This is a genomic window from Enterobacter sp. Cy-643, from assembly GCF_011752815.1.
Taxonomy (GTDB): Bacteria; Pseudomonadota; Gammaproteobacteria; order Enterobacterales; family Enterobacteriaceae; genus Cedecea.
Genome location: NZ_VWWV01000002.1, coordinates 489,010 through 509,876 on the forward strand (window position 1 = coordinate 489,010; position 20,867 = coordinate 509,876).

Annotated in this window: 19 protein-coding genes; 12 read left to right on the plus strand and 7 right to left on the minus strand. The window is 59.1% G+C overall.

What is annotated here, in order from left to right; translation table 11 throughout:
* Positions 1-2 precede the first annotated feature (2 nt).
* Both F3J29_RS10605 and F3J29_RS10610 read left to right on the plus strand, forming a co-directional pair.
* A complete protein-coding gene (locus F3J29_RS10605) occupies positions 3-971 on the plus strand; it encodes a glycosylasparaginase (protein WP_166865966.1) in 969 nt (322 codons plus the stop codon).
* Positions 968-2,410 (plus strand): leucyl aminopeptidase family protein, encoded by a 1,443-nt coding sequence (locus tag F3J29_RS10610; protein WP_166865968.1) that lies wholly within the window; start codon positions 968-970, stop codon positions 2,408-2,410. Before F3J29_RS10605 ends, F3J29_RS10610 begins: the two co-directional genes overlap by 4 nt.
* Before the next feature lie 34 nt (positions 2,411-2,444).
* Here the strand turns inward: F3J29_RS10610 and F3J29_RS10615 are convergent, their stop codons facing one another.
* The gene (locus F3J29_RS10615; RefSeq protein ID WP_166865970.1) at positions 2,445-3,278 is read right to left on the minus strand and encodes a helix-turn-helix domain-containing protein; all 834 of its coding nucleotides are present in this window, start codon (positions 3,276-3,278) and stop codon (positions 2,445-2,447) included.
* 361 nt (positions 3,279-3,639) lie between these two features.
* Here F3J29_RS10615 and ybiJ point away from each other — a divergent pair, with 361 nt between their 5' ends.
* Positions 3,640-3,900 carry a DUF1471 family protein YbiJ gene (gene ybiJ, locus F3J29_RS10620; RefSeq protein ID WP_008461011.1) on the plus strand — a complete coding sequence of 87 codons (261 nt, stop codon included), beginning with the start codon at positions 3,640-3,642 and terminating at the stop codon, positions 3,898-3,900.
* A gap of 130 nt (positions 3,901-4,030) precedes the next feature.
* On the opposite strand, the gene ybiB is transcribed toward ybiJ, so the two are convergent.
* The 4 genes from ybiB to F3J29_RS10640 form a co-directional block, all read right to left on the minus strand.
* Positions 4,031-4,993, minus strand: a complete 963-nt coding sequence (gene ybiB, locus F3J29_RS10625; protein WP_166865972.1) for a DNA-binding protein YbiB — start codon at positions 4,991-4,993, stop codon at positions 4,031-4,033.
* A gap of 14 nt (positions 4,994-5,007) precedes the next feature.
* On the minus strand, positions 5,008-7,167 hold the full coding sequence (gene dinG / locus F3J29_RS10630; RefSeq protein WP_166865974.1) for an ATP-dependent DNA helicase DinG: 2,160 nt from the start codon (positions 7,165-7,167) through the stop codon (positions 5,008-5,010).
* Positions 7,168-7,361: 194 nt separating this feature from the next.
* A complete protein-coding gene (locus F3J29_RS10635; RefSeq protein ID WP_166865976.1) occupies positions 7,362-7,760 on the minus strand; it encodes a CesT family type III secretion system chaperone in 399 nt (132 codons plus the stop codon).
* A 2-nt stretch (positions 7,761-7,762) separates the two neighbouring features.
* Positions 7,763-9,142 (minus strand): hypothetical protein, encoded by a 1,380-nt coding sequence (locus F3J29_RS10640; RefSeq protein ID WP_166865978.1) that lies wholly within the window; start codon positions 9,140-9,142, stop codon positions 7,763-7,765.
* A 319-nt stretch (positions 9,143-9,461) separates the two neighbouring features.
* Here F3J29_RS10640 and F3J29_RS10645 point away from each other — a divergent pair, with 319 nt between their 5' ends.
* Positions 9,462-10,094, plus strand: a complete 633-nt coding sequence (locus F3J29_RS10645) for a response regulator (protein WP_166865980.1) — start codon at positions 9,462-9,464, stop codon at positions 10,092-10,094.
* Here the strand turns inward: F3J29_RS10645 and F3J29_RS10650 are convergent.
* Together F3J29_RS10650 and F3J29_RS10655 are read right to left on the minus strand one after the other, a co-directional pair.
* Complete coding sequence (locus tag F3J29_RS10650) at positions 10,072-11,559, minus strand: histidine kinase (protein ID WP_166865982.1); 1,488 nt, start codon at positions 11,557-11,559, stop codon at positions 10,072-10,074. The two genes, F3J29_RS10645 and F3J29_RS10650, sit on opposite strands and share 23 nt — an antisense overlap.
* Before the next feature lie 45 nt (positions 11,560-11,604).
* On the minus strand, positions 11,605-12,198 hold the full coding sequence (locus F3J29_RS10655) for an RNA polymerase sigma factor (RefSeq protein WP_166865984.1): 594 nt from the start codon (positions 12,196-12,198) through the stop codon (positions 11,605-11,607).
* 262 nt (positions 12,199-12,460) lie between these two features.
* Here F3J29_RS10655 and sctW point away from each other — a divergent pair, with 262 nt between their 5' ends.
* The 8 genes from sctW to sctR are packed head-to-tail and all read left to right on the plus strand — an operon-like array spanning position 12,461 to position 20,862.
* A complete protein-coding gene (sctW, locus tag F3J29_RS10660) occupies positions 12,461-13,636 on the plus strand; it encodes a type III secretion system gatekeeper subunit SctW (RefSeq protein WP_166865986.1) in 1,176 nt (391 codons plus the stop codon).
* Between the two features lie 27 nt (positions 13,637-13,663).
* Complete coding sequence (sctV, locus tag F3J29_RS10665; RefSeq protein ID WP_166865988.1) at positions 13,664-15,760, plus strand: type III secretion system export apparatus subunit SctV; 2,097 nt, start codon at positions 13,664-13,666, stop codon at positions 15,758-15,760.
* 11 nt (positions 15,761-15,771) lie between these two features.
* Positions 15,772-16,716 (plus strand): FHA domain-containing protein, encoded by a 945-nt coding sequence (locus F3J29_RS10670; RefSeq protein WP_166865990.1) that lies wholly within the window; start codon positions 15,772-15,774, stop codon positions 16,714-16,716.
* Complete coding sequence (gene sctN / locus F3J29_RS10675) at positions 16,710-18,074, plus strand: type III secretion system ATPase SctN (protein ID WP_166865992.1); 1,365 nt, start codon at positions 16,710-16,712, stop codon at positions 18,072-18,074. Before F3J29_RS10670 ends, sctN begins: the two co-directional genes overlap by 7 nt.
* Complete coding sequence (locus F3J29_RS10680; RefSeq protein WP_166865994.1) at positions 18,061-18,528, plus strand: type III secretion protein; 468 nt, start codon at positions 18,061-18,063, stop codon at positions 18,526-18,528. Before sctN ends, F3J29_RS10680 begins: the two co-directional genes overlap by 14 nt.
* Entirely contained in the window at positions 18,525-19,148 is a 624-nt protein-coding gene (locus F3J29_RS10685) for a type III secretion system HrpP C-terminal domain-containing protein (RefSeq protein ID WP_166865996.1), read from the plus strand. Before F3J29_RS10680 ends, F3J29_RS10685 begins: the two co-directional genes overlap by 4 nt.
* A complete protein-coding gene (locus tag F3J29_RS10690) occupies positions 19,145-20,197 on the plus strand; it encodes a FliM/FliN family flagellar motor switch protein (protein ID WP_166865997.1) in 1,053 nt (350 codons plus the stop codon). The genes F3J29_RS10685 and F3J29_RS10690 overlap by 4 nt, the downstream gene beginning before the upstream one ends.
* Positions 20,197-20,862 (plus strand): type III secretion system export apparatus subunit SctR, encoded by a 666-nt coding sequence (gene sctR / locus F3J29_RS10695; RefSeq protein WP_008460987.1) that lies wholly within the window; start codon positions 20,197-20,199, stop codon positions 20,860-20,862. The genes F3J29_RS10690 and sctR overlap by 1 nt, the downstream gene beginning before the upstream one ends.
* The last annotated feature ends 5 nt before the right edge of the window (positions 20,863-20,867 follow it).

Below are 20,867 nucleotides of genomic sequence, written 5' to 3' on the forward strand. Positions count from 1 at the left end.
ACATGACGTTAGCAGCAAACTGGGGAACGATCGCCACCTGGCGTATGGCCTGGGAAGGGATAGGTGAAGCGGCTGAACGACTGCAGCAAGGCAGTTCGGCGAGCGATGCCGTCGTGCACGCGGTTAAGTGCGTGGAAGATTACCCCTTCTATAAATCGGTCGGTTTTGGCGGCCTGCCGAATGAGCACGGTGAAGTCGAACTCGACGCCGCCTTTATGGACGGCACCAGCCTCGCGCTCGGTGCCGTGGCCGGGGTAAAAAATATTGCCAACCCAATTTTGGTGGCCAGAGCCCTGAGCGAAGAGCGTTTCAACAGTTTTATGGTCGGCCAGGGTGCTGAAACGTGGGCCAAAGACCAGGGCTTTGAAAGCAAAACCATGCTGACCGAGCGCGCGTATAACCATTACCTTAAGCGCAAGCGAGAAACGCTGGATCGCGGCTTAAGCCCGTATACCGGGCACGACACCGTGGGCGTTATCGCCCTCGACGGCCAGCAAAGAATGTCGGTCGCCACCTCCACCAGCGGCCTCTTTATGAAGCGCCCTGGCCGGGTCGGCGATTCGCCTGTCTCCGGCTCCGGCTTCTACGCCGACAGCGAAGTCGGGGCCGCGACGGCGACCGGTCTGGGAGAAGACCTGATGAAAGGCTGCATCAGCTATGAGATAGTCAGCCGCATGGCGCGAGGCATGTCGCCCCAGCGCGCGGCCGAGTCCGCCGTGTACGATCTTGAAGCCCGGCTGATTGCCCGCTATGGCCGGGCCGGCGACCTGTCGGTGGTCTGTATGAACAACCGGGGCGAATACGGCGCGGCGACAACCATCGACAACTTCTCTTTCTCTGTTGCCACCGCGGCGCAGCCCGCCCAGGTGTTTCTCACCGCCCGGGACGGCAACCGCACGATCCTTCGTCCGGCAGACCGCGAGTGGCTGGACGCTTACCAACGGCGCATCACCGCGGAGGTTATCCAATGAAATGCACGCTCATGTCACCCGAGGCTGACATTACCAATGCTCACCTAATCTTATGGAATACCTCCCTAAGCCGCTGGCCAAACGCACTTCAGCCCTTGCTGACAGAGATGTCCACTCACGATGAGCCGCAAACGACCACCTTTGGTTTACAGGGTATCTGTGAGCGGCTGTCGCTGCTGCCTTCAGCAGAAATCGCTCAACCAGCCGTACTTCGCCGGTTGCTTTCCGCTGTTGAAACGCTGCTGCCTTCCCCCGTTTTGCAGCCCGTCGCGCTGGATCTCGCGGGCTTTAACCTGGCGGATGAAACCACATTTGTCCGCCTGCGCACGCTGCTGATAGCCCTTCTCAACCGTTTCTATCAACTGCCGCAGCTGGGCTATCGCGAAGATGAGCGGCAAAGCAATGGCGAACTGTGGCTGATTACCGAACCCAATAATGCGCTGGCTCGCCGTCTGGCTTCCCAGGCCGAAGCCATCGCCGAGGGGATGCTGCTCTCTCGCCAGCTGGCGGATTTGCCCGCGCTGGATTGCCGCCCGCAGGATGTGGCGCTGCAGGCAGAAACCTGGGCCAGCCTGCACCCGCAAACCCAGTGTGAGATTCTGGATGAGCAGGCCATTTTTGACCACGGCCTCGGCTGTTTGCACGCCACGGGAAAAGGCAGCGTCAACCCTCCCCGGCTGGTGACGCTGCGCTGGCAGGGTGCCTGCGAAGAATCGCCGGTGTATGCCCTCGTAGGGAAAGGGATCACCTTCGATACCGGCGGAATGTGGCTGAAAGAAGGCGAAGGGATGCGCACCATGAAATATGACATGTGCGGCGCGGCGGTGGTGTTCGGCATGATGGAAACGGTGAAACGCCTTAACCTGCCCATCAACGTCGTGGCCGTTATGGCGCTGGCGGAAAACATGCCCGGCAGCACGGCAATGATGCCGGGTGATGTCGTGCGCTCCCACGCGGGGGCCAGCGTGGAAATTATTAATACCGACGCCGAAGGGCGGTTGGTTCTCGCGGACGCACTCAGCTATGCCGCAGCGCGTTTTAAGCCCGCCGAAATGATTGACGTCGCCACGCTAACCGGCGCGGTAGTCAAAGCGCTGGGCTACGATATTTCGGGGTTAATGAGTAACAATGAAGCGCTAAGCCAGCGTTTGCAGCAGGTGGGCAGCCTGACGCAGGACCGCGTCTGGCCGCTACCGCTGGATGAAAGCTTTGACGGCCAGGTCAAAAGTGCAATTGCCGACTACACCAACACGCCGCCCAATAACGCCGCTATTGCGGTGTCCGCCGCCCAGTTCCTGAGTAAGTTCTGCCATCAGCGCCCGTGGGCGCATCTGGACGTCAGCGGTACTGCGCTGTCGCGAGGGAAATTCACCCAGGCCAGCGGCCGCCCGGCACATTTGCTGACGCAGTATTTCCTGTCGCTGTGCGAGGGGAAATAGCGTTGCCATAAATTAAGCGCCTCAATGGGGCGCTTTAACGATGGGAATGATGAAGTTTCAGCCACGCCTCAGGCGTCAGGTTCTTCAGCCGGCTGCGGATAATCCTTTTATTAAGCAGATCTTCAAACTCCAGCAGCACCGCCCCCAACCCCAGCCGCTTATCAAAGCGCTCGCCGTTCAGCAGCATCTCCAGCGCCTGGTGGTAGTCACCCTGCCCGGCTTTTTCCAGCCAGGCTTCCTGCACCGCAGCCCGTAGAGGCACGCCCAGCGCTCCGGCAAGCTTCTGCGAGAACGGGCAAGATTTTGCCGTCAAGGAAAGCACGGAGAGCGGCAAGCCTTCCCGTAAAAAGCCTACCAGCGGCTCAGGCACCTCTTCACTGCCGCGCTCACGCAGCGCAACGGCCATATAACCGGAGATCCTTTCGCTGAACACCAGCAGCTCACCTTGCTTGTGGCTAATCGTCTCCGGCAGCGAGAAGGTATCCAGCGTAAAATGGCCCGAAGCCTGGCTGAGCGTCGGCTTAGCCATGCGCGACAGCTGCCAGTTTTGCAGCATGCGGCTGACGCTTGCGCGGGAAATCCCCTGCTGAATCAGTAAACGAGCGGCCTCGAGAAGTTCATCCAGGGAAAGCGCCAGGCGCACGCGCAGGAAGACCAGCATAGATTCCTGCTCGTGACTTAGCGCACGATGAATGGTATTCGGCCGGTGAGATTTGTCGTAACAGTCGTCGCGTTTGCGCCAACGCCGGACGGTATCGACCGAAATGTTCAGCTCCTCCGCCAGCTCGCCGTCCGTTTTCGCGGACGCCTGAATGTACTTTCGCGTACGCGGCGTTGTTGTGGCGTTGGAGTGCAGCTTTATCTCCATCGAACCTCATCCGTCGGGTTAAAAAGGAAAGAGAACAGTATAAAAGCTTCCCCGCCAGCTTACTGCGCAAATCATCAAAGTGAGGCTGAAAAAGAGGCGCAAGCGATTGCTCATCAGGTAAGACCAGCGCTGGCAAAAAGAGTAGCAAAATGTGCGCAAACTAAGTGTTTCCAGGGGTAACGTCACGTAGCGAAACTATTTACCTCGTAATTATCATTTATTTCAATACGTTATAACTAATTCAATTTTTTTGATTAAGGTCGTCAATTCTCTTCGATTTATTCTTCCACAGAAAAGTGTGACCATAATCACATCGACGGAACAACGTCACCTTAACAGAACAACCTGCGAGAATTTAGCCATGAAAACCATCAAATATGCTGTAGCTGCAATTGCTCTTTCAACTCTGTCTTTCGGTGCTTTCGCTGCCCAATCCGTAAACGAAGCCCAGGCGCAGAACCTGAATAAAATCGGCGTTGTTTCCGCCACTGGCGCAACAACTCTGGACGGCCTGGAAGCAAAACTGGCCGCTAAAGCAGAAGCCGCTGGCGCAAGCTCTTACGCGATTACTTCTGCCAACACCGAAGGCCAAATGAGCGGCACCGCGGTTATCTACAAATAACCCCGCGGCCAGATAATACCCTCGTCAAGGCTGGTACCCTCATCGGCCTTGATAGCACTACCCTTGTTTAACCCTGATGTTACCCTTGTTTGCCCGCGATGCCTGTCGCGGGCTTTTTTTTGTTTAGCATTCAGAAAACGTCGGCAACCCGCTTGAGGCCGGCCTCAAGCGTTGCAGCTTCTCCGGTGGCGACCAGGCAACAGGCCATCTGAATTTTCAGCGACTGCGGCACCGGCTCAACGCCCGCCACGCAGCGTTCAATCCAGCAGGCGGTGACTTCTGGATCTTTGCCTGCCGGCAGCACGACGCCTTCATGTTCGGCTTGTCGCTCACTCACGATGCGGGTGCCCTGACCATCAATCAGCGTTATCTGCGGGCAGCGCTGTGGATTGGCATACACCTCACCTTCGGTGCCGTGCATTAACAGCCCCCGCCCGCCGATATCGGCAAAAAACTTCGCCACTTTCGGCACATATTCCGGGTGAGAAACGCTGGCCAAACGCAGCGCGGCCTCCTCCTCAAACGGCGTGGCCAGCTTCGCCAGCGTGTGCGCGCTGTTACGCACCCCCATGCGCCAGCGCATTGCCAGCTGGTTTTCCATCGGCGGGCAAAGCGCGCCAATCGGCAGATAGACGGGATGATGAGATTCAAGCTTCGCCTGTGCCTGTCCGGCGTGGCGGGTCGGCTCAATGCCCAGCAGCGTAAAGATGGTTTCCGTCAGCACTCGGGTGGGATCTTCACTCACGCCGTGGATCACAACCGGGTAACCCAGTTTGTTGAGCAAAAGCGCCAGCAGCGGCGTGAGGTTAGCCTGCTTGCGGGCGCCGTTATAGGAAGGAATGACAATCGGCATCGGCTTGCCGGGCGGCGGCGTGAGCGTAATAACATGCTGCTTCATCGCCTCATAAAACCCGAGCATCTCGGCTTCGCCTTCGCCCTTAATACGCAGGGCAATCAACACGCCACCCAGCTCAAGGTCAGGCACTTCGCCCTTCAGCATGTGGCTATACAGCCCGCGCGCCGTATCAAAATCGAGATCTCTGGCGTGGTTTTTCCCACGGCCAATTTCTTTAATGATTTTGCGATAGTCCATTCAGACTCTCCTTGCTATTTCTTGCTCACACGTTTGCGCCGTACAGTGTGTTTCGGCGTCGTTATTATCATTTTTGCTTCCGGCGCCTCGGGCTGTTCAATCGGGAACACCGGCAGCGCGGCCAGCAGACGCTCGCCGTAGCGTTTACTCAGCAGGCGGCGGTCGTAAATGACTATCTCACCATAGCAGGCGTGGCTGCGAATTAAACGCCCAACTTGTTGAATCAGATTAAAAGAGGCGCTGGGCAAACTCTGCACTTCAAAAGGATAGCGATTGAGGCTTTTCAGCCACTCCCCTTCGGTGACCACTACCGGACTGTCTACCGGCGGGAAGGCAATCTTATGAATGTGCACCTGGGTCAGCAGCTCGCCTTTGAGATCCAGCCCTTCGGCAAAAGATTGCAGGCCAATCAACACGCTGGTCTCCCCGGCCTGCACGCGCTGGCGATGCAGCTCCACCAGCCGGTAGCGGGGCTGATCGCCCTGCACCAGCAGCATCAGCCGTAGATCGGTGACGTGGGTTAAAAACTGCTGCATGGCGCGGCCGCTGGCGAACAGCACCAGCATCGCTTTATGCTCGCCCTGCGCCAGCTGCGCCCGGAAGAAGGCCGCCATCTCGGCAATATGCTGCGCCTCGTGCTCCATCAGCGGCTCAAAGCGCATTTTAGGGATAACGATTTTCCCCTGCTCAATATGATTAAACGGCGAGTCCAGATGGATAAACCGATCGCCCGCTTTCTCACGCAGGCCGCTCATCTCCTGCAGGCGATCGAAGCGGTTGAGCGAGCGCAGCGTGGCGGAGGTCACAATCACATGTGGCACTTTGCGCCACAGCATTTTCTCCAGCTGATCGCTGACGCGGATCCCCACGCAGTGGAAGAACAAGTGCGGCTGCCCCTCGCGAACTTCACGCGTCACCCACTTCGACACCGGCGCGCCGGAGGCCTGCTCCATCGCCGCCAGCTTCCACAGCTTGCTCTGCGCTTCAAAAAAGCCCAGCGCCCGGTTCATTTGCAGCAGCGCCCGATGCAAACGCACAATGTCGTGGCTGGCGGTTTTTTCGCTCAGATCGTTGAGCAACGCTTCCGACAGGCCGCGCAGTGCCTCCATCAGCTTCGCCAGACGCTGGCAAATCACCATGATCTCTTCGGGCAGGACGCCCATTTCGAAACGGTGCTCGCCTTCCCGCTCGCCCGGCAGCCAAAGGCTAACAATCGCGTTAAACGACTGCAGCAGCTCGTACACTTCGTCGCAGTGATTGGTCAGACGTTCAGGCGCGGTCAGCGGCGGCGGGCTTTTGGGCCGGAACTGCGCCATACAGGTTTCCACCAGCTTGCTGAAAAGATCAAGCTGCAGGCGACTGTAGCCCGGCGTAATCTCCGCGCTCATCTCCAGCGCGTCGCGGGCTACGTCCGCCAGATGATGGCCTTCGTCCAGCACCAGCAGCAGATTTTTCGCCTCCGGCAGCACCGCGTCGCTTTCCAGCGCCGCCATCACCAGGGCGTGGTTGGCCACGACCACTTCCGCCTCGTCGATTTCCCGGCGGGCCACAAAGAACGGGCACTCTTTATACCAGTGACAGTTTCGCCCCAGGCAGCTGGCTTTGTCGGTGCTTAGCCGCCGCCAGAGATCGTCGTCAATCGCCTCATCGGTGTGATCCCGCAGCCCGTCCCATTTATAGCCGTCGAGGCTGGCTTTAAGTTTGGCGCAGCGCTGCTGTTCGGCTTTGCTGGTCGGCGACATTTCATCGTCCAGAAACGCCAGCAGATCCCCCTGCGTAAAGTTATCGGTCGCCAGCGCGGCCAGGTTACGCGGGCACACGTAACGCCCACGCCCAAAGGCGGCGGTAAACTTCAGGTCTGGAATGATTTTGCGCAGCAGCGGCAGGTCTTTGCTGTAAATCTGATCCTGCAGCGCCACGTTGGCGGTGCTAACCACCAGCGTTTTTTGGTCCCCTCTGGCGATAGCAATGCCGGGGATCAGGTAAGAGAGGGTTTTGCCGACGCCGGTTGGCGCTTCAATAGCCAGATGCCGCCCTTCTTCACCGGCAAGGGTCTTCGCCACCTCGGCGATCATCTGCCGCTGAGGCGCTCGCGGAATAAAATCCGGGATCTGCTGCTGTAACGCCTTATACCAGGCACCTATTTGCGCTTTTTGCGCCGACGACAAAGCCATAACATCACTTCTTTCTCTGGATAATTTAAGTCACAGACCGGCGTCTGTGGCTCGAATTATGACGAGATACTGTATAAACAGCCACTATTGTTTTACGTTTACTCCCTTTGTCCCTGCGTTTTTTCCTCCACCGGGAGGTGGATTCCAGAAAACGTTTTAACCCCCTCCTGGCGGTTAAAACGTGAGGATCGCTTTTAAGCCAACCACGCCGCCAGCTTTTCGGCCTGCTGCGCAAAACGGTTAAACAGCCGCTTGAGCACTTCCGGCTCCAGTTGATGAAACGGCAGACTGCTCCACTGCACAACCTGCTGCTGGTCGGGCAGCAGCCCGGTGAGTACCGCTGGGTAATCCATCCCCAGCAAATTGGCCTGCAGCAGCACGGTTAGCGTGTCGGTATCGCTCAGCCGGGTGGGTTGAACGGGCAGCATGCAGCTCAGCAGCAGGTGCCCAGCCGGCGATTCGCTGATCTCCAGCGTCACGCCCTCGCCAAGCTCAACGGAATAACCTTCGGCGTTCTCAAGCTCGACTCTTTGTCCCAGCTCATCGGTCAACAGCGGCTGCAAAACTTGCGCTAATTTTGAAGGTGCGGGCATCGTTAGTTACCTATGATTCGCCGGAAAGCGGCAGTGACCGAGTTAGAACGAGGCCGGGTTCGGGCCGGGGCTGGCGCGGTTCCGTAGACATCAGGTGGAATAACCGGCGGTTCACGATAAACCGGTCGACTTGCCATCGGGTGCACTGGCGCGTGGACATGCATCGGCGGTGGACCATAGCTGTAAACCGGCGCGGCCGCCGGCGGTGGGCCATAGCTATAAACCGGTGCAGCCGCGGGCGGCGGGCCGTAGTTGAACGCGGGGGCATGACCCGGCAGCGGAACCGTGCTGTACATCCCTCCCGGCGCGGGCGGCGGCGGGGCATAAATGGGCATCGGGGCCGGGCGAACATCGACGGAATTTGCCCGGCGACGAGGGGCTGCGGGAGGAACCGCATTGGATGCCGTTCTCGGACGGCGGCCACGGGAAGAAGATTCCGCCGCGAACGATTCCGTGCGCTGACGAGGCCTGTCGTTACTGGTGAACGTTGGCGCAGGCGTCCCACGCTGCTGGGCTTCTGCCGCCGCCTGAGGTCCGATTATTCGGGAACGCATCTGCCCGACGGACAGCGACTGGTCAAAATGTTGCACCACGCCCCGGCTGTCAGTGCCATCGTACTGAATACCCAGGTTGTTGGAGGCGTGCCGCTGCACGTATCCCGGCCCCGCCACCACCGCGTCACGCAGTTTTTCAGGGCTAAGCTTCGCGAGTTTTGGCGCCGCCTTGCGGAACGCTTTATCCACTTCCGCCTGCGTCGCTTTTTCGCCCCGCAGCAGCTTCTCGCGCACATCATCGTCCCTGCGGCCAGGCGCGTAGGTGTGCAAGACGTGGTAACTGTCGCCGAATTTCGCGTCTTCTATCCGCATCGCTCGGCCAAATTCCGGCCAGGGATCGGACACAATGGACTTCCCGTCTACGCGCGGATCGCCGATTATCACAAAGGCGTGGTCTACGTCGCGGTTGTGCACCACGGATACCGGCTGTTTGACGCGGGAATTCGCTAACAATAGCGCATTCACCGCCGCCATTTCGCCGCAGTTGCCCGCCCGAAACTTAGCGGCCTCCCAGGCACGCACGGTGTAGTCCCCGTTGCCCGTTCCCTTCTGCGACAGAAGCGTTCGCTTATAGGATTCGGCCATCGTGGCGCGAACGTGGTTCTTTTGGTTGCCCGATCCCATGTCCAGAATTCGCCAGGTATCGTCTATTGCCTTATTGGCGTAATAGAGCGCGTCTGCCCGGCGCGACGACACGTTCACGGTGCAATCGAAATGCTGAGGGTTATTAGGCTCCAGCGCGAGGCGCATGGAAACCCGTCGGTTTGAGTTACCGCTTATCAGGCCGGGATCGACCCGCAGGCTGGTATCAACGCTATTTAACGGCATGATATCTCCCCACTTTAGTTGTTGAGTCAACAGGTTAAGTGGGGAGAGTGGCGCGCTGGTTCCTGCTGCAGGAGAATTTACCCTGCCGGCCGCCGTCGAGGGTTAACGAGTCGTCCCCCTGGGCGTGAGTGATCTGCAGGCGAAGTGGGTTCCAGGGATAACTTGTAACAAGCTGCAACCTTATCGCCCCCGGCAAAGCTAGATTCGCCGCAGCGAGGCTGCTATGTTCATTTAACACGCGTCTTTGCAATTCGTGCGCGATGATTATTCTTATAAAAAAGAACGATTTAATAACTATAAATTATGGATGACAGACGGTATGGCAATCAGACTCCTCCTCGCGGACGATCACATCTTGATGCGCGAGGGACTGAAACAGATTTTTTCACTGGATAAGAAAATTAAAGTGGTCGCGGAAGCGGGCTGCGGAAAAACGGTGCTGTCGCTGCTGACGGAAATTGACGTCGATGTCCTGCTGCTGGATCTCTCCATGCCCGGCGACTCCGGGCCTGAGCTGGTGCAGCAAATTACTCGCCTGTGGCCGATGCTGCCCGTGCTGGTGCTGAGCATGCACAACGAGCCGCAAATCGCCCAAATGGTCCTTGCCAGCGGCGCCCACGGATTCATTACTAAAGACCAGGCCCCACAAACGCTGCTGCACGCCATTCATCGCGTCGCCTCCCGCCAGCGCTATATTGATCCCTCGCTGGCGGAAGCCATCGTCTTTTCAACCCAGGAAAACGACCAGCTTCGCCGCTACGCCACGCTATCCCAGCGTGAGAAACAGATCCTTCGCCTGCTGAGCAGCGGTGATAATATCAATGGCATCGCAGAAACGCTGAGCATCAGCAACAAAACGGTCAGCACCCACAAGACCCGGATGATGGAAAAAATGCAGTTCGACAACAACGCCGACATCATCAAGTTTGCTATTCGCTACCATAAACTTTAGCCGGAGCCGGCAGGGCATAAGGGATCTCAATATGCACGCAGCTCCCTTTGCCCGGCGCGCTGTGGATGTTAAACGTCCAGCCTTTCATCATGCAGCGTTCCCGCATACTCAATAACCCAAAGGCCCCGTCGGACACCTGGCCGGGGTCAAACCCCTGCCCGTCATCATTAATACAAATCAGCACGACTTTGCCCTTTGTGAGCACCTTCACCTCCACTTCCCGCGCTTTGGCATGCCGCTGCACATTGGTGAGCGACTCCTGCACCACGCGAAAAATGGCGGTGACCTCATCGTCACACAGCGACACCGGCAGCGGCTGAATCGTCAGCGTACACACGCCGGAACGGTGCTTGTTGAACTGGTCCCGCAGCCAGATAAGCGCCGGCTTTAGCCCCATATTCAGCACCGCCGGACGCAGCTGGGTGGCGATATCACGCACCACTTTAATGGTGCCATCCACCAGCTGCGTGAGCGGTTCGACCTCGTGCTGCAGCGCAGGATGGTTCTGGCCCAACAGCGAGATCCCCACCCGCAGCGACGTCAGGTGCTGGCCCAGCTCATCGTGGATCTCCCTCGCCATATGCTTGCGCTCGTTTTCGACGCTGCTTTGCAGCTTTTGGGTCATCTGCCGCAGCTGTTCGTGAGTCTGCCGCACCTGCTGTTCGGCAAAATATTGCCGGGAGGCAGGGCGAGCGATCACCAGCACGGACTTCAGCGTCTGCTGCGACGTAAATTCAGGAATAAAACGCGCCTGGTAGATTCTCGACACCCGCAGGTCCGAGCGCACGCCGTGCAGCACGGCCTCCAGCTGAATATGCTTACTCAGCACCAGCTGCAGCGACCAGTTGATCTGCTCCATCAGCGTCGAATCCCCGATAAGCGAGTTTATTTTCAGCCCGATGGCCGCCGCGCTCCTGGGCATGCACTGCAGCGCCGGTTCGTTGGCATAGAGCAGCCGCTGTTCGCTGTCCACGCGCAGAATCGCGTCCGGCATATTGTCCAGAATGTCGCGAAGTTCGTTCTCACGATCGTAGTAAAAACGATGAATATCATTGCGATAGCGGGTATCGCACACCACCATCATCACCCAGTTCTGCCGCTGAAACTCGAAGCGGCTCGGGCAAACCTCGACCGGAATAGCCTGCGTTGCCGCCTGAAACCGGGCGTTAATTTTATCGCCATATGGCGAATGTTCCGGCCGATCCAGCTGTTGTTCAACCACCGCCAGCAGCGGCAGGTCGCCGTAACCTCGCAGCCGGGTAAAAATATTCTCACCCACCAGATGTCCGACGCTCGTCCTGCCGGCACCTTCCGGCAGGCAAAGACTGAGCGCCTTGTGGTTGGCGAAAACAATATTGAAATCCCCGTCAACAATGAAAACCAGCTCGCGCATGCTATTGAAAGCGGCGCTCAGCAACGCTTCAGTGTCATTGGGCCGTGGGTGCGGCCCGCCGTCTTGTTTCATAGAGTGTGATTCTTCTCGTTCAGGAAGTAACGAAGCACCGTCCGCTCAGTTCAGGCTGTCCCACCCCAGATCCTGTTTCAAAGACTGTCGGAGGCGGGAAAGACGGGAACGCACGGTACCAATAGGAATAGTCATCCGGTCAGCCGCTTCCTGGTAACTGATATCGTGATCAACGATCAGCTGCAATAATTGCTGATAATCTTCAGGGAGTTGCGCAATGCGCTGCAACACTTTCGACAGGATGTCCTTACCCTCAGTCACCCCTTCCGGCTGCTCCGAATGCAGCAGCGTGCCGAGCACATCATCGTTTAGCTCATCGTGCAGGTAGCTCACTTTGACGGATTTATAGTGATTTTTCACCAGGTTTACCGCAATCCCGAACATCCAGGTTTCCGGGCGCGACGTGCCGCAAAACTTGTGCTTGTTGCGGATAACCTCATACCAGGTGTTCTGCACCAGGTCTTCTATATCGGCAAAATTTGCCACGCGTTTACGAATAAAATTGTACAGCCGCTGTTCGTTGTCGCGCATTACGCGCTCCCAGTTAACCACCGGAAACTCGCCCTGCACAACGTGGGACTCAAAAGCAGCCTGCGCGTCCGGGAAAACCTGTGATTCGAAATCTAACATTGCTGACATAGTGAACACCTTTTTATGGAACAGATTGAGGAGTTCGTCCTATAGCAAGCGCCATGCCAGCGTAAAAACACAAACTAAGACATTGATTATTATGAATTATATTTTAAAAATAAGATTAATATGAGCAAAAACACACACAGCCCGAAAACGGGTTTGTGCAACTTTTTACACATCCCCAGCGGCGGAAATTTTTTATTTGTCGGGGAACCGCCCCAGGCCTTAGCCCACACACTGACAGGCGAATCGGGTAAGGCACACCGCAATGAACATGAGAATCCCCCAGCACCACCATCACCACAATCTGCGTCTTGAAACCGAACAGGCAGACGCCCTGGTCGATGAGCTAATCAGCGACACTAATAACGATAAGAGCGCGGCGAGCAGTTCCTCGGCCGCCACTCGTGCAGCGCCCGCGCCGCAGCGGCCCGGGGCCGCCCAGGAGTCGATGGCGTCAACCTTTGCGGAAAGCATCGAGCAGAAAATCAAACACGAGGAGCAGCGCACGCAGGCCACCCAGCTGCGCCGTATCTCCGTGGCGGCAATCAAGGTCACCCACCTTGTTGAGCTGGGGAAGCTGCTAGAAAGCCCATCCGGGAAAGAGCAGGCCGAGCAGGAATCAGCTTTTGAACGGATGCTGTCGGGTGGCGACGGCAAAACGCCGACGCTGGATGATTTGCTCGAACAGGCCAATCACGATCCGGCTTCTGCATTTGTCACCCTCAGCCTGATGGCGATGCGCCTGCGCAACGGCAGCAACCCGGCGCTGGCGGCACGCGTCGAGCAAATGCTTGCCGACCTGCAGCAGCAGCACCCGGAAAAAATTAACGCCGGAGTGAATACCGCCCCGGCGATTGCCGCCTTCAGCAGCGATCCGGCGCAGAAGCGCGAAATGCGCAAGCTCTATTACAGCGGGGTGATCAACCAGCAGTCCGCCGACAACATCATGGACGTGCTGCTGGACAAGTTTGGCGTCGACGGCTTCGTGCCCGCGTTGCGCACGCTGCAGCGCGCGCTTTCCGATGACATCGCCGCCCTGGCCCCATCCGCCCCGCCGACGGCCCTGCGGCGCCTGCTTTCCGGGCTGAACGACACCCGCGCCATTACGCACACGCTGTCGGAAGTCGCCCAGTTCCTCGACCGCCTGAAGAGCAAATATTCCCACGTCACGATGGGGGCCGATGTGATGACCCGCTCTTTGCTGAGCATGTGCCGCAACGGCTTCTATTCCCGTGACCTGACCCAGCTTGGGCTGCAGGTGGTGGGCGAAAAGCCCCTGCAGCAGTCGCTCTTTTTCAACGGTCTGCTGACGCTGCTTCAGGCGCTGCCGGAGAAAATTTGGGGCGGGAACGATGAAACCCGCAGCAACGCCCTGCTTCTGCTGCGCACCCTGAACGGCGAATACGCCGCGTGGGAAAAACGCAGCCAGATTGCGCAGTAAACGGACTTCACCAGGATTGAATAGCCCATGAACGCTTTGTTTAACCTTCTTAACCGGCTGGCAATAACCGCCATGCAACGCTCCGAAGTCGTCGGGGCTTTCATCGCGCTGGCGGTGGTGTTCATGCTGATCATCCCGCTGCCGCTGGGGCTGATTGACGTCCTGATTGCGGTCAACATCAGCGTGTCGTGCCTGCTTATCATGACGGCAATGTACCTGCCCAAACCGCTGGCGTTCACCACCTTCCCGGCGGTGCTGCTGCTGACCACCATGTTCCGCCTCGGGCTGTCTATCTCCACCACGCGCCAGATCCTGCTGCAGCAAAACGCCGGGCATATCGTCACCGCCTTCGGCAACTTTGTGGTCGGCGGCAACCTGGCGGTGGGGCTGGTGGTGTTCCTGATCCTGACGGTGGTGAACTTCCTGGTGATCACCAAAGGCTCAGAGCGCATCGCCGAAGTGGCCGCCCGCTTTACCCTCGATGCCATGCCGGGCAAGCAGATGTCTATCGACAGCGACCTGCGCGCCGGGCTGATTAACGTCCAGCAGGCCAAAAGCAAACGTGAAGATCTGGCGAAAGAGAGCCAGCTTTTCGGGGCCATGGACGGGGCCATGAAGTTTGTAAAAGGCGATGCCATTGCCGGGATTGTGATCCTCAGCATCAACATGGTGGGCGGCTTTTGTATTGGCGTGTTGCAGCTGGGCATGGCCGCGGGCGACGCCGCCAATGTCTACTCCATTCTGACCATCGGCGACGGCCTGATTGACCAGATCCCGGCGATGCTTATCTCCCTGACCGCCGGGATGATGATCACCCGCGTGTCGGCCAACGAGGATATTCCCAACAACAACATTGGCCGCGAAATCAGCGACCAGCTGACCAACCAGCCCAAGGCCTGGATCATGTCCGCCATCGGCATGTTCTGCTTCAGCCTGCTGCCTGGCATGCCCACGGCGGTATTCATCGTGCTCGGGATAATCACCCTCGGCTCGGGGCTGTTTCAGCTATGGCGCGCCAAACGTATGGCGGCCACCAGCGCCGGCGGCGAAATTGTCGCCCCGGAAGCCAACGGCGAAGAAGATATTCGTACCTTCAACCCCAGCCGCCTGTTTGTCCTCAGCTTCTCGTCGGCTCGCGCCGGTGACCCGGCGGCCATGGCGCTTATCGAAGACATTCGCCGCCTGCGTAACCGCATCGTGAACCAGTACGGCTTCACGCTGCCGGTCTTCAACATTGATTTCTCGCCCTACCAGCCTGACGATGAGTTTCGTTTTCTGGTGTATGAAGTGCCGAAAGTGATTGGCACCTTTACCTCCAGCAAACGGGCGTTGGACTACCGCCTGTTGGCCCAGGAAGAAACCGGGACAGAACTCAGCACGGAAACCTACCCGCAGGAAAAAGGCTGGGCGTGGCTGGAAGAAAACGATCCTCTGCTGGATAAATTCCAGATGGAGTCCTGGAGTTCGCACCAGCTGCTGCTGGCCCGCATGGAGGAAGCGCTTTTTGCCAGCGGACCGCGCTTCATCGGCCTGCAGGAGACCCGCGCCATTATCTCGTGGCTGGAGATGGACCTGCCGGAGCTGGCGCAGGAATTCCAGCGCATCTTCCCGATCACCCGCCTGAGCGCCGTGCTGCAGCGCCTGGTGGCCGAACGTATTTCGCTGCGCTCGGTGCGCAGCATTACCGAATCGCTGATTGTGCACGGCCAGCACGAGCGCGATGTGGGCCTGCTGGTCGACCAGGTTCGCATCGACATCAAAGAACACATCTGCCACCAGTACAGCCACGACGGCGGGATACAGGTTTGGCTGCTGACGCCGGAAACCGAAGAGATCCTGCGCGACAGCCTGCGCCAGACGCAGAACGAAACCTTCTTTGCCCTCAGCCAGGACAAACATGCCCTGCTGCTGGACCAGCTGCGGGAAGTTTTCCCCCTGTTCCAGCGGCAAACCAGCGTGCTGCTGTCCGCCCAGGATTTACGTAGCCCGCTGCGCCTGCTTATCCAGGACGAATTCCATCACGTTCCGGTGCTGTCCTTCGCCGAGCTGCAATTTAACCTGCCGGTCAACGTGCTGGGGCGCATTGATATTCACGAAAACGCGCTTGACGCCTTCACTGCATAAAGGGTGCTGCCATGTATGAGCTGAGAGTATTAAACGGATTACATGAAGGCGCGGCGCTGCCGTTAAGCGGCGAACGCTGGCAGTTGGGCAACGCCGCCGACAGCGATTTGCAGCTCAACGATGGCGGCATTAAAGCCAGCCATGCCCTGCTAAGCCGCAGCGCCGAAGGCTGGATGCTGACGCCGATGGAAGGCACCGTTTGCCACCGCCACGGCGAACGCCTGAGCACCCAACAGCTTTGGCAGCCCGGCGAAATCTTCGCCGTCGGTGGCGTCTGGCTGACGCTTGCCGCCGCTGACGAAGAGTGGGATAACCGCCCGCCGCCGCCTTTGCCTGCGGTCAGCCAGAGCGAGCCAGAACCTGCCATCCGGGAGCCTGTCGGCGGAACGCAAAGCAAACCGGCGCCGGCCCCACGCCGTTCGCTGCTGGCAAAAATTCTGCCCCGCTGGGCGCAAATCTTCACCCTGTCCAGCCTGATGCTGCTGACCTTTACCATCTTCAGCTGGGTACTGCAGCCCGGCATCGCCCAGCAAAACAGCGACGACGAGCCGCAAATTAAACCGGCGATTACCAATAGCAACGAACTGCGCAGCGTGGTGGAGCAGGATCTGCGCGAGCGGGAACTCTATAACAAAGTGCAGCTGGCCAGCACGCCGCAGGGCATTACGCTCACCGGCGATTTGCAGGAAAACCAGTTGCCGATTGTCGGCCGCATGGTGGACAGCATCCGCAGCGATTATCAGCTCAAGGTGACGCTCACAAACCAAACCAAAGTGCGCGAGGCCGTACTGCCCTTCCACATCGTGCAAATTACCGCCGGGCCGCACGCCAACATTGTGACCGAAGACGGGCAGCGCCTGTTTGTCGGAGACGAACGCAACGGCCTGCGCCTGACCGGTATTACCGCCGACAGCGTGCAGTTCGGCGGCAAAGAAAACATCGCGGTGAAATGGTAATGGGGCGCGATCGGACCGACCTCAACGCCTGGTTTGCCCGGCGCCATAGCAGCCTGAGCCAGCTTTCCGCCGTCAGCGCCTACGGGCGCATCACCGGCATCAGCGGCATTCTGCTGGAAAGCAGCTTGCCGCAGGCGCGCATCGGCGACCTGTGTCTTATCAGCCGCAGCGGCGATACCGAAGTGATGGCCGAGGTGGTCGGCTTTAACCCGCGCCACACTTTGCTTTCTGCGCTGGGACCGCTGGACGGCATCGCCCAGGGCGCTCGCGTCACGCCGCTGTTTCAGCCCCACTCCATTAGCGTGTCGGACAGCTTATTTGGCAGCGTGCTGGACGGCTTTGGCCGCGCCATTGACGAAGACAGTCTGTCGGCTTTTGCGCTGGCCAGCGAAACGCCGGACGCCCGGGGCGTGCTCGGCGATGCGCCGCCGCCTACCGACAGGCCGAGAATTGATACTCCGCTGCCGACGGGCATTCGCTCCATTGACGGCGTGCTGACGATTGGCGTGGGCCAGCGGGTGGGCGTCTTCGCCGGCGCCGGCTGCGGCAAAACGACCCTGCTCGCCGAAATGGCGCGCAACACGCCGTGCGATGCCATTGTGTTTGGCCTGATTGGCGAGCGTGGCCGCGAACTCCGCGAATTCCTCGACCACGAGCTGGACGCCGAGCTGCGCTCACGCACCGTCCTGGTGTGCTCCACTTCTGACCGCAGCAGTATGGAGCGCGCCCGCGCGGCGTTTACCGCCACGGCCATTGCCGAAGCATTCCGCAACAAAGGCAAAAACGTCCTGCTGATTATTGACTCCCTGACGCGTTTTGCCCGCGCCCAGCGTGAAATTGGCCTGGCGCTCGGCGAACCTCCGGGCCGTGGCGGACTGCCCCCGTCGGTCTATACCCTGCTGCCAGGGCTGCTCGAGCGCGCCGGGAAAACCTCACGCGGCTCCATCACCGCCCTTTATTCGGTGCTGATCGAACAGGACTCGATGAACGATCCCGTGGCCGATGAAGTCCGCTCGCTGATAGACGGCCACATCGTTTTGACCCGCCGCCTGGCGGAGCGCGGGCACTATCCTGCCGTGGACGTGCTGGCCAGCCTGAGCCGAACCATGAGCAACGTCGTCCCACGGGAACACATTGCCGAAGCCAGCACGCTGCGCCAGATGATGTCGGCTTACCAGCAGGTCGAAATGCTGATCCGCCTCGGGGAATACCAGCCGGGAAATGACCCGATGACCGACGCCGCCGTGCAGTCTCAGTCGGCCATCAACGCCTTTTTACGCCAGGCCAACCACGCCCCGAGCGACTTCGTCGACACCCGCCAGCAGCTTCAGGAGGTGATTGCCTGTGCGCCGTTATAGCGAGGCGGAAACGCCGCTTTCACCGGACCCGCAGCAGGTTGCTCTGGAACAAGTGCTGACGCTCTTACTGCCCATCCGGCGGCGACGCTTACGCCGCTGTGAAAGCGAGCAGCGCCAGCATGAGCAGCAGCTCCGGCGCTGCCGGGAAGCCGCCGAACAGGGCGAACAGCAGCTGGCAGAGCAGAAAATTGGCTATTTGCAGCTGCGCAATGATTTCGTGCCGCGGCACGCGGGCGTCACGCAGCCGCTTAACGACCTGCGGGAGACGCTGGACGTTGAGAAATCCAGCCGCGCGGGCGTGATTCAACAAATTCAGCACACGCACCAGTTACAGGAAGAAGTGCAACAGCAGCAGGAGCGGCTGACCGCCGCGCAGTCAGCCGTGCAGCGCTGCCAGCGGGACATCGAAAAAATGGAGTATTTGCTCAACCAAAATCAGGGGAACGCTTTATGATTCACCACGCGCTAAAAAACGCTCACCCGCAGCCGAAACTTTGGCAGCAGGCTCATCCTGCCCCGCAGCCGCATCACCAGCAGGAGAACGCCCCGCAAACACCTGCGCCTCGTGCACCGCGCACGCCGGGGAATAACACACCCTTCATGCCGCAGATGCCCGCTCGCAGCGCGTCCTCGTCCAGCCGGACCGGCGATCGCCAGAAGCTGTCGCGGGATGAAAAAGAGTTCAGCGATCTCCTGTCTGACGATGAGCCAGCCCCGGTGATGCCCATTCTGGCGCTTAACCTGTTTGATGGCTCGCTCGGCGGCACGGAACAGCCGCAGCAGGCCAGTGATTCCCAGGCTTCCGCCCTGCAGGCCATGCTGGAATCGCATCTTGTGCAAGGTATTGAACAGCAGGAAAGCTTGCCCGCCCGCTTCAGCCTGCTGCTGCCGGATTTAGGCGAAGTGGTGGCGCAGGTTACCCCGGCCAGTGGCGATGGGCTGGATATTGCCCTCGGCTTTTCCGCCGAGGCCTGGGACAAAGTTCGCGGCTTTGAACAGGACGGGCAAGGCTCGCTCAGCGGCCGTCTTGGGAAAAAAGTTCGCCTGCGCTTTAAGCGGCGGGAGGCGGTATGAAACGCCTGGCGCTTGCCGCTCAGTCACCGGACGAAGCCCGCCTGCGGCGCTGGACCGGCAGCGGCTGGCGGCTCCCTTTCTTCCGGGAAGCAATAGCCGGCGAACTGCGCCTCCTCCCCTCCCGCACGCAGATCCCGCCAGAAGCAGAGCCGGAAGCCTTCCGCTGTGCGGCAGGTACGCTGCTTTTTAGCGACCCGCTGCCGGTGCTGGGGCTGCTGGCCGATTGCCCGGCGCTGCCCGGCGTCAACACCGAGGATAATGCCTGGTACTGGCGCTATTTCAGCCAGCAGCTCAGCCCGCAACTGGCCGAACTCTTTGAGTTTCTGCAACCCGCAGAAGAGCGGCAAACGCCTGACATTACGCTGCGCCTGGAGGTTTTTCTCGGCGAAGCCCGGGCCTGCACGCTGCTGTCGCTCTCCTGGGCCACGCTGCATCAGCTTACCCGGCATCCGGCCTGGCAGCGGCTGATGGTCCCGCTTAACCCTGAATTCCCGCTCCAGCTTCCGCTGACCGTTGGCAAGCTCCAGCTTTCCGCTGGTGCCGCCCGCCGCCTGGCTAGCGGAGATATGTTGCTGCCAACAGAGACATTCTTTTCACCGGAAGGACACGGCGTTATGCCGCTGGCGCGGCGACAATTTCAGGTTCACCTGGAACTGGCAAGCGAAACCGCTCACAGAGACTTACTACACATTACGTTTAGCGAGGAGCTAACCATGACTTACCCGAACGCCCCCCTGGAGTATGACTATCAGCAGGACGGCGAAGAAATGGTACCCGCCGGGGAATGGCAAGCAACACGGGGGAGTTTCGACGACTTGTCGCTGGATTTAACCATTCGCTGCGGTAACTTGCAGCTGACGCTCGGTGAATTACAGCAGCTGGACGCGGGGTCAACGGTATTGGTTCAGCACGTCACGCCGGGTGAGGCGCTGCTGTGTCACGGCAACAGCCTGCTGGCGAAGGGGGAGCTGGTGGATGTTAACGGCACGCTTGGCTTCCAGGTCACACGCATGCTGCGCCAGTCGGGTACGGCCATGGAACCCGTGTGATGGCCGAGAATATCAGCTCTTTTAATCCGCTGGCGCTGGCCATCCTGCTGGGAGCCATTTCGCTGCTGCCCCTGCTGCTGATGATCACCACCAGCTTTCTGAAGATTTCGATGGTACTGATGCTGACGCGTAACGCCATCGGGGTGCAGCAAACGCCGCCCAACATGGCGCTGTACGGTATCGCACTGGCCGCCACGCTGTTCGTGATGGCGCCGGTGTTCGACGGAATGCAAACCCGATTCAAAGAAAAACCTCTCGATACCACCAGCGCCGAGCGCTTAGAGAACAGTCTGCAGTACGGCATAAAGCCGCTGACCGACTTTATGCTGCGCAACAGCGACCCGGATCTGGAAACTCACCTGATGGAAAACAGCCAGCGTATGTGGCCGAAAGATCTGTCGGAAAAGGTCGTCCACCAGCGCGACAACCTGCTGATCCTGATCCCGGCTTTCGTGCTGTCCGAACTGCAAAACGGCTTCAAAATTGCCTTTTTAATTTTTATCCCTTTCCTCGTGGTGGATCTGATTGTCTCCAACGTGCTGCTGGCGCTGGGGATGCAAATGGTGTCACCAATGACCATCTCTTTGCCGCTCAAAATTCTGCTTTTTGTCATGGTGAGCGGCTGGACGCGCCTGCTTGACGGCCTGTTCTACAGCTATATGTGAGGACG

Excerpts from the sequence above, each read along its gene's own strand:
- F3J29_RS10605 (WP_166865966.1), top strand. The coding sequence starts at position 3 with ATGACGTTAGCAGCAAACTGGGGAACGATCGCCACCTGGCGTATGGCC.
- F3J29_RS10610 (WP_166865968.1), top strand. The coding sequence starts at position 968 with ATGAAATGCACGCTCATGTCACCCGAGGCTGACATTACCAATGCTCAC.
- F3J29_RS10615 (WP_166865970.1), bottom strand. The coding sequence starts at position 3,278 with ATGGAGATAAAGCTGCACTCCAACGCCACAACAACGCCGCGTACGCGA.
- ybiJ (WP_008461011.1), top strand. The coding sequence starts at position 3,640 with ATGAAAACCATCAAATATGCTGTAGCTGCAATTGCTCTTTCAACTCTG.
- ybiB (WP_166865972.1), bottom strand. The coding sequence starts at position 4,993 with ATGGACTATCGCAAAATCATTAAAGAAATTGGCCGTGGGAAAAACCAC.
- dinG (WP_166865974.1), bottom strand. The coding sequence starts at position 7,167 with ATGGCTTTGTCGTCGGCGCAAAAAGCGCAAATAGGTGCCTGGTATAAG.
- F3J29_RS10635 (WP_166865976.1), bottom strand. The coding sequence starts at position 7,760 with ATGCCCGCACCTTCAAAATTAGCGCAAGTTTTGCAGCCGCTGTTGACC.
- F3J29_RS10640 (WP_166865978.1), bottom strand. The coding sequence starts at position 9,142 with ATGCCGTTAAATAGCGTTGATACCAGCCTGCGGGTCGATCCCGGCCTG.
- F3J29_RS10645 (WP_166865980.1), top strand. The coding sequence starts at position 9,462 with ATGGCAATCAGACTCCTCCTCGCGGACGATCACATCTTGATGCGCGAG.
- F3J29_RS10650 (WP_166865982.1), bottom strand. The coding sequence starts at position 11,559 with ATGAAACAAGACGGCGGGCCGCACCCACGGCCCAATGACACTGAAGCG.
- F3J29_RS10655 (WP_166865984.1), bottom strand. The coding sequence starts at position 12,198 with ATGTCAGCAATGTTAGATTTCGAATCACAGGTTTTCCCGGACGCGCAG.
- sctW (WP_166865986.1), top strand. The coding sequence starts at position 12,461 with ATGAACATGAGAATCCCCCAGCACCACCATCACCACAATCTGCGTCTT.
- sctV (WP_166865988.1), top strand. The coding sequence starts at position 13,664 with ATGAACGCTTTGTTTAACCTTCTTAACCGGCTGGCAATAACCGCCATG.
- F3J29_RS10670 (WP_166865990.1), top strand. The coding sequence starts at position 15,772 with ATGTATGAGCTGAGAGTATTAAACGGATTACATGAAGGCGCGGCGCTG.
- sctN (WP_166865992.1), top strand. The coding sequence starts at position 16,710 with ATGGTAATGGGGCGCGATCGGACCGACCTCAACGCCTGGTTTGCCCGG.
- F3J29_RS10685 (WP_166865996.1), top strand. The coding sequence starts at position 18,525 with ATGATTCACCACGCGCTAAAAAACGCTCACCCGCAGCCGAAACTTTGG.
- F3J29_RS10690 (WP_166865997.1), top strand. The coding sequence starts at position 19,145 with ATGAAACGCCTGGCGCTTGCCGCTCAGTCACCGGACGAAGCCCGCCTG.
- sctR (WP_008460987.1), top strand. The coding sequence starts at position 20,197 with ATGGCCGAGAATATCAGCTCTTTTAATCCGCTGGCGCTGGCCATCCTG.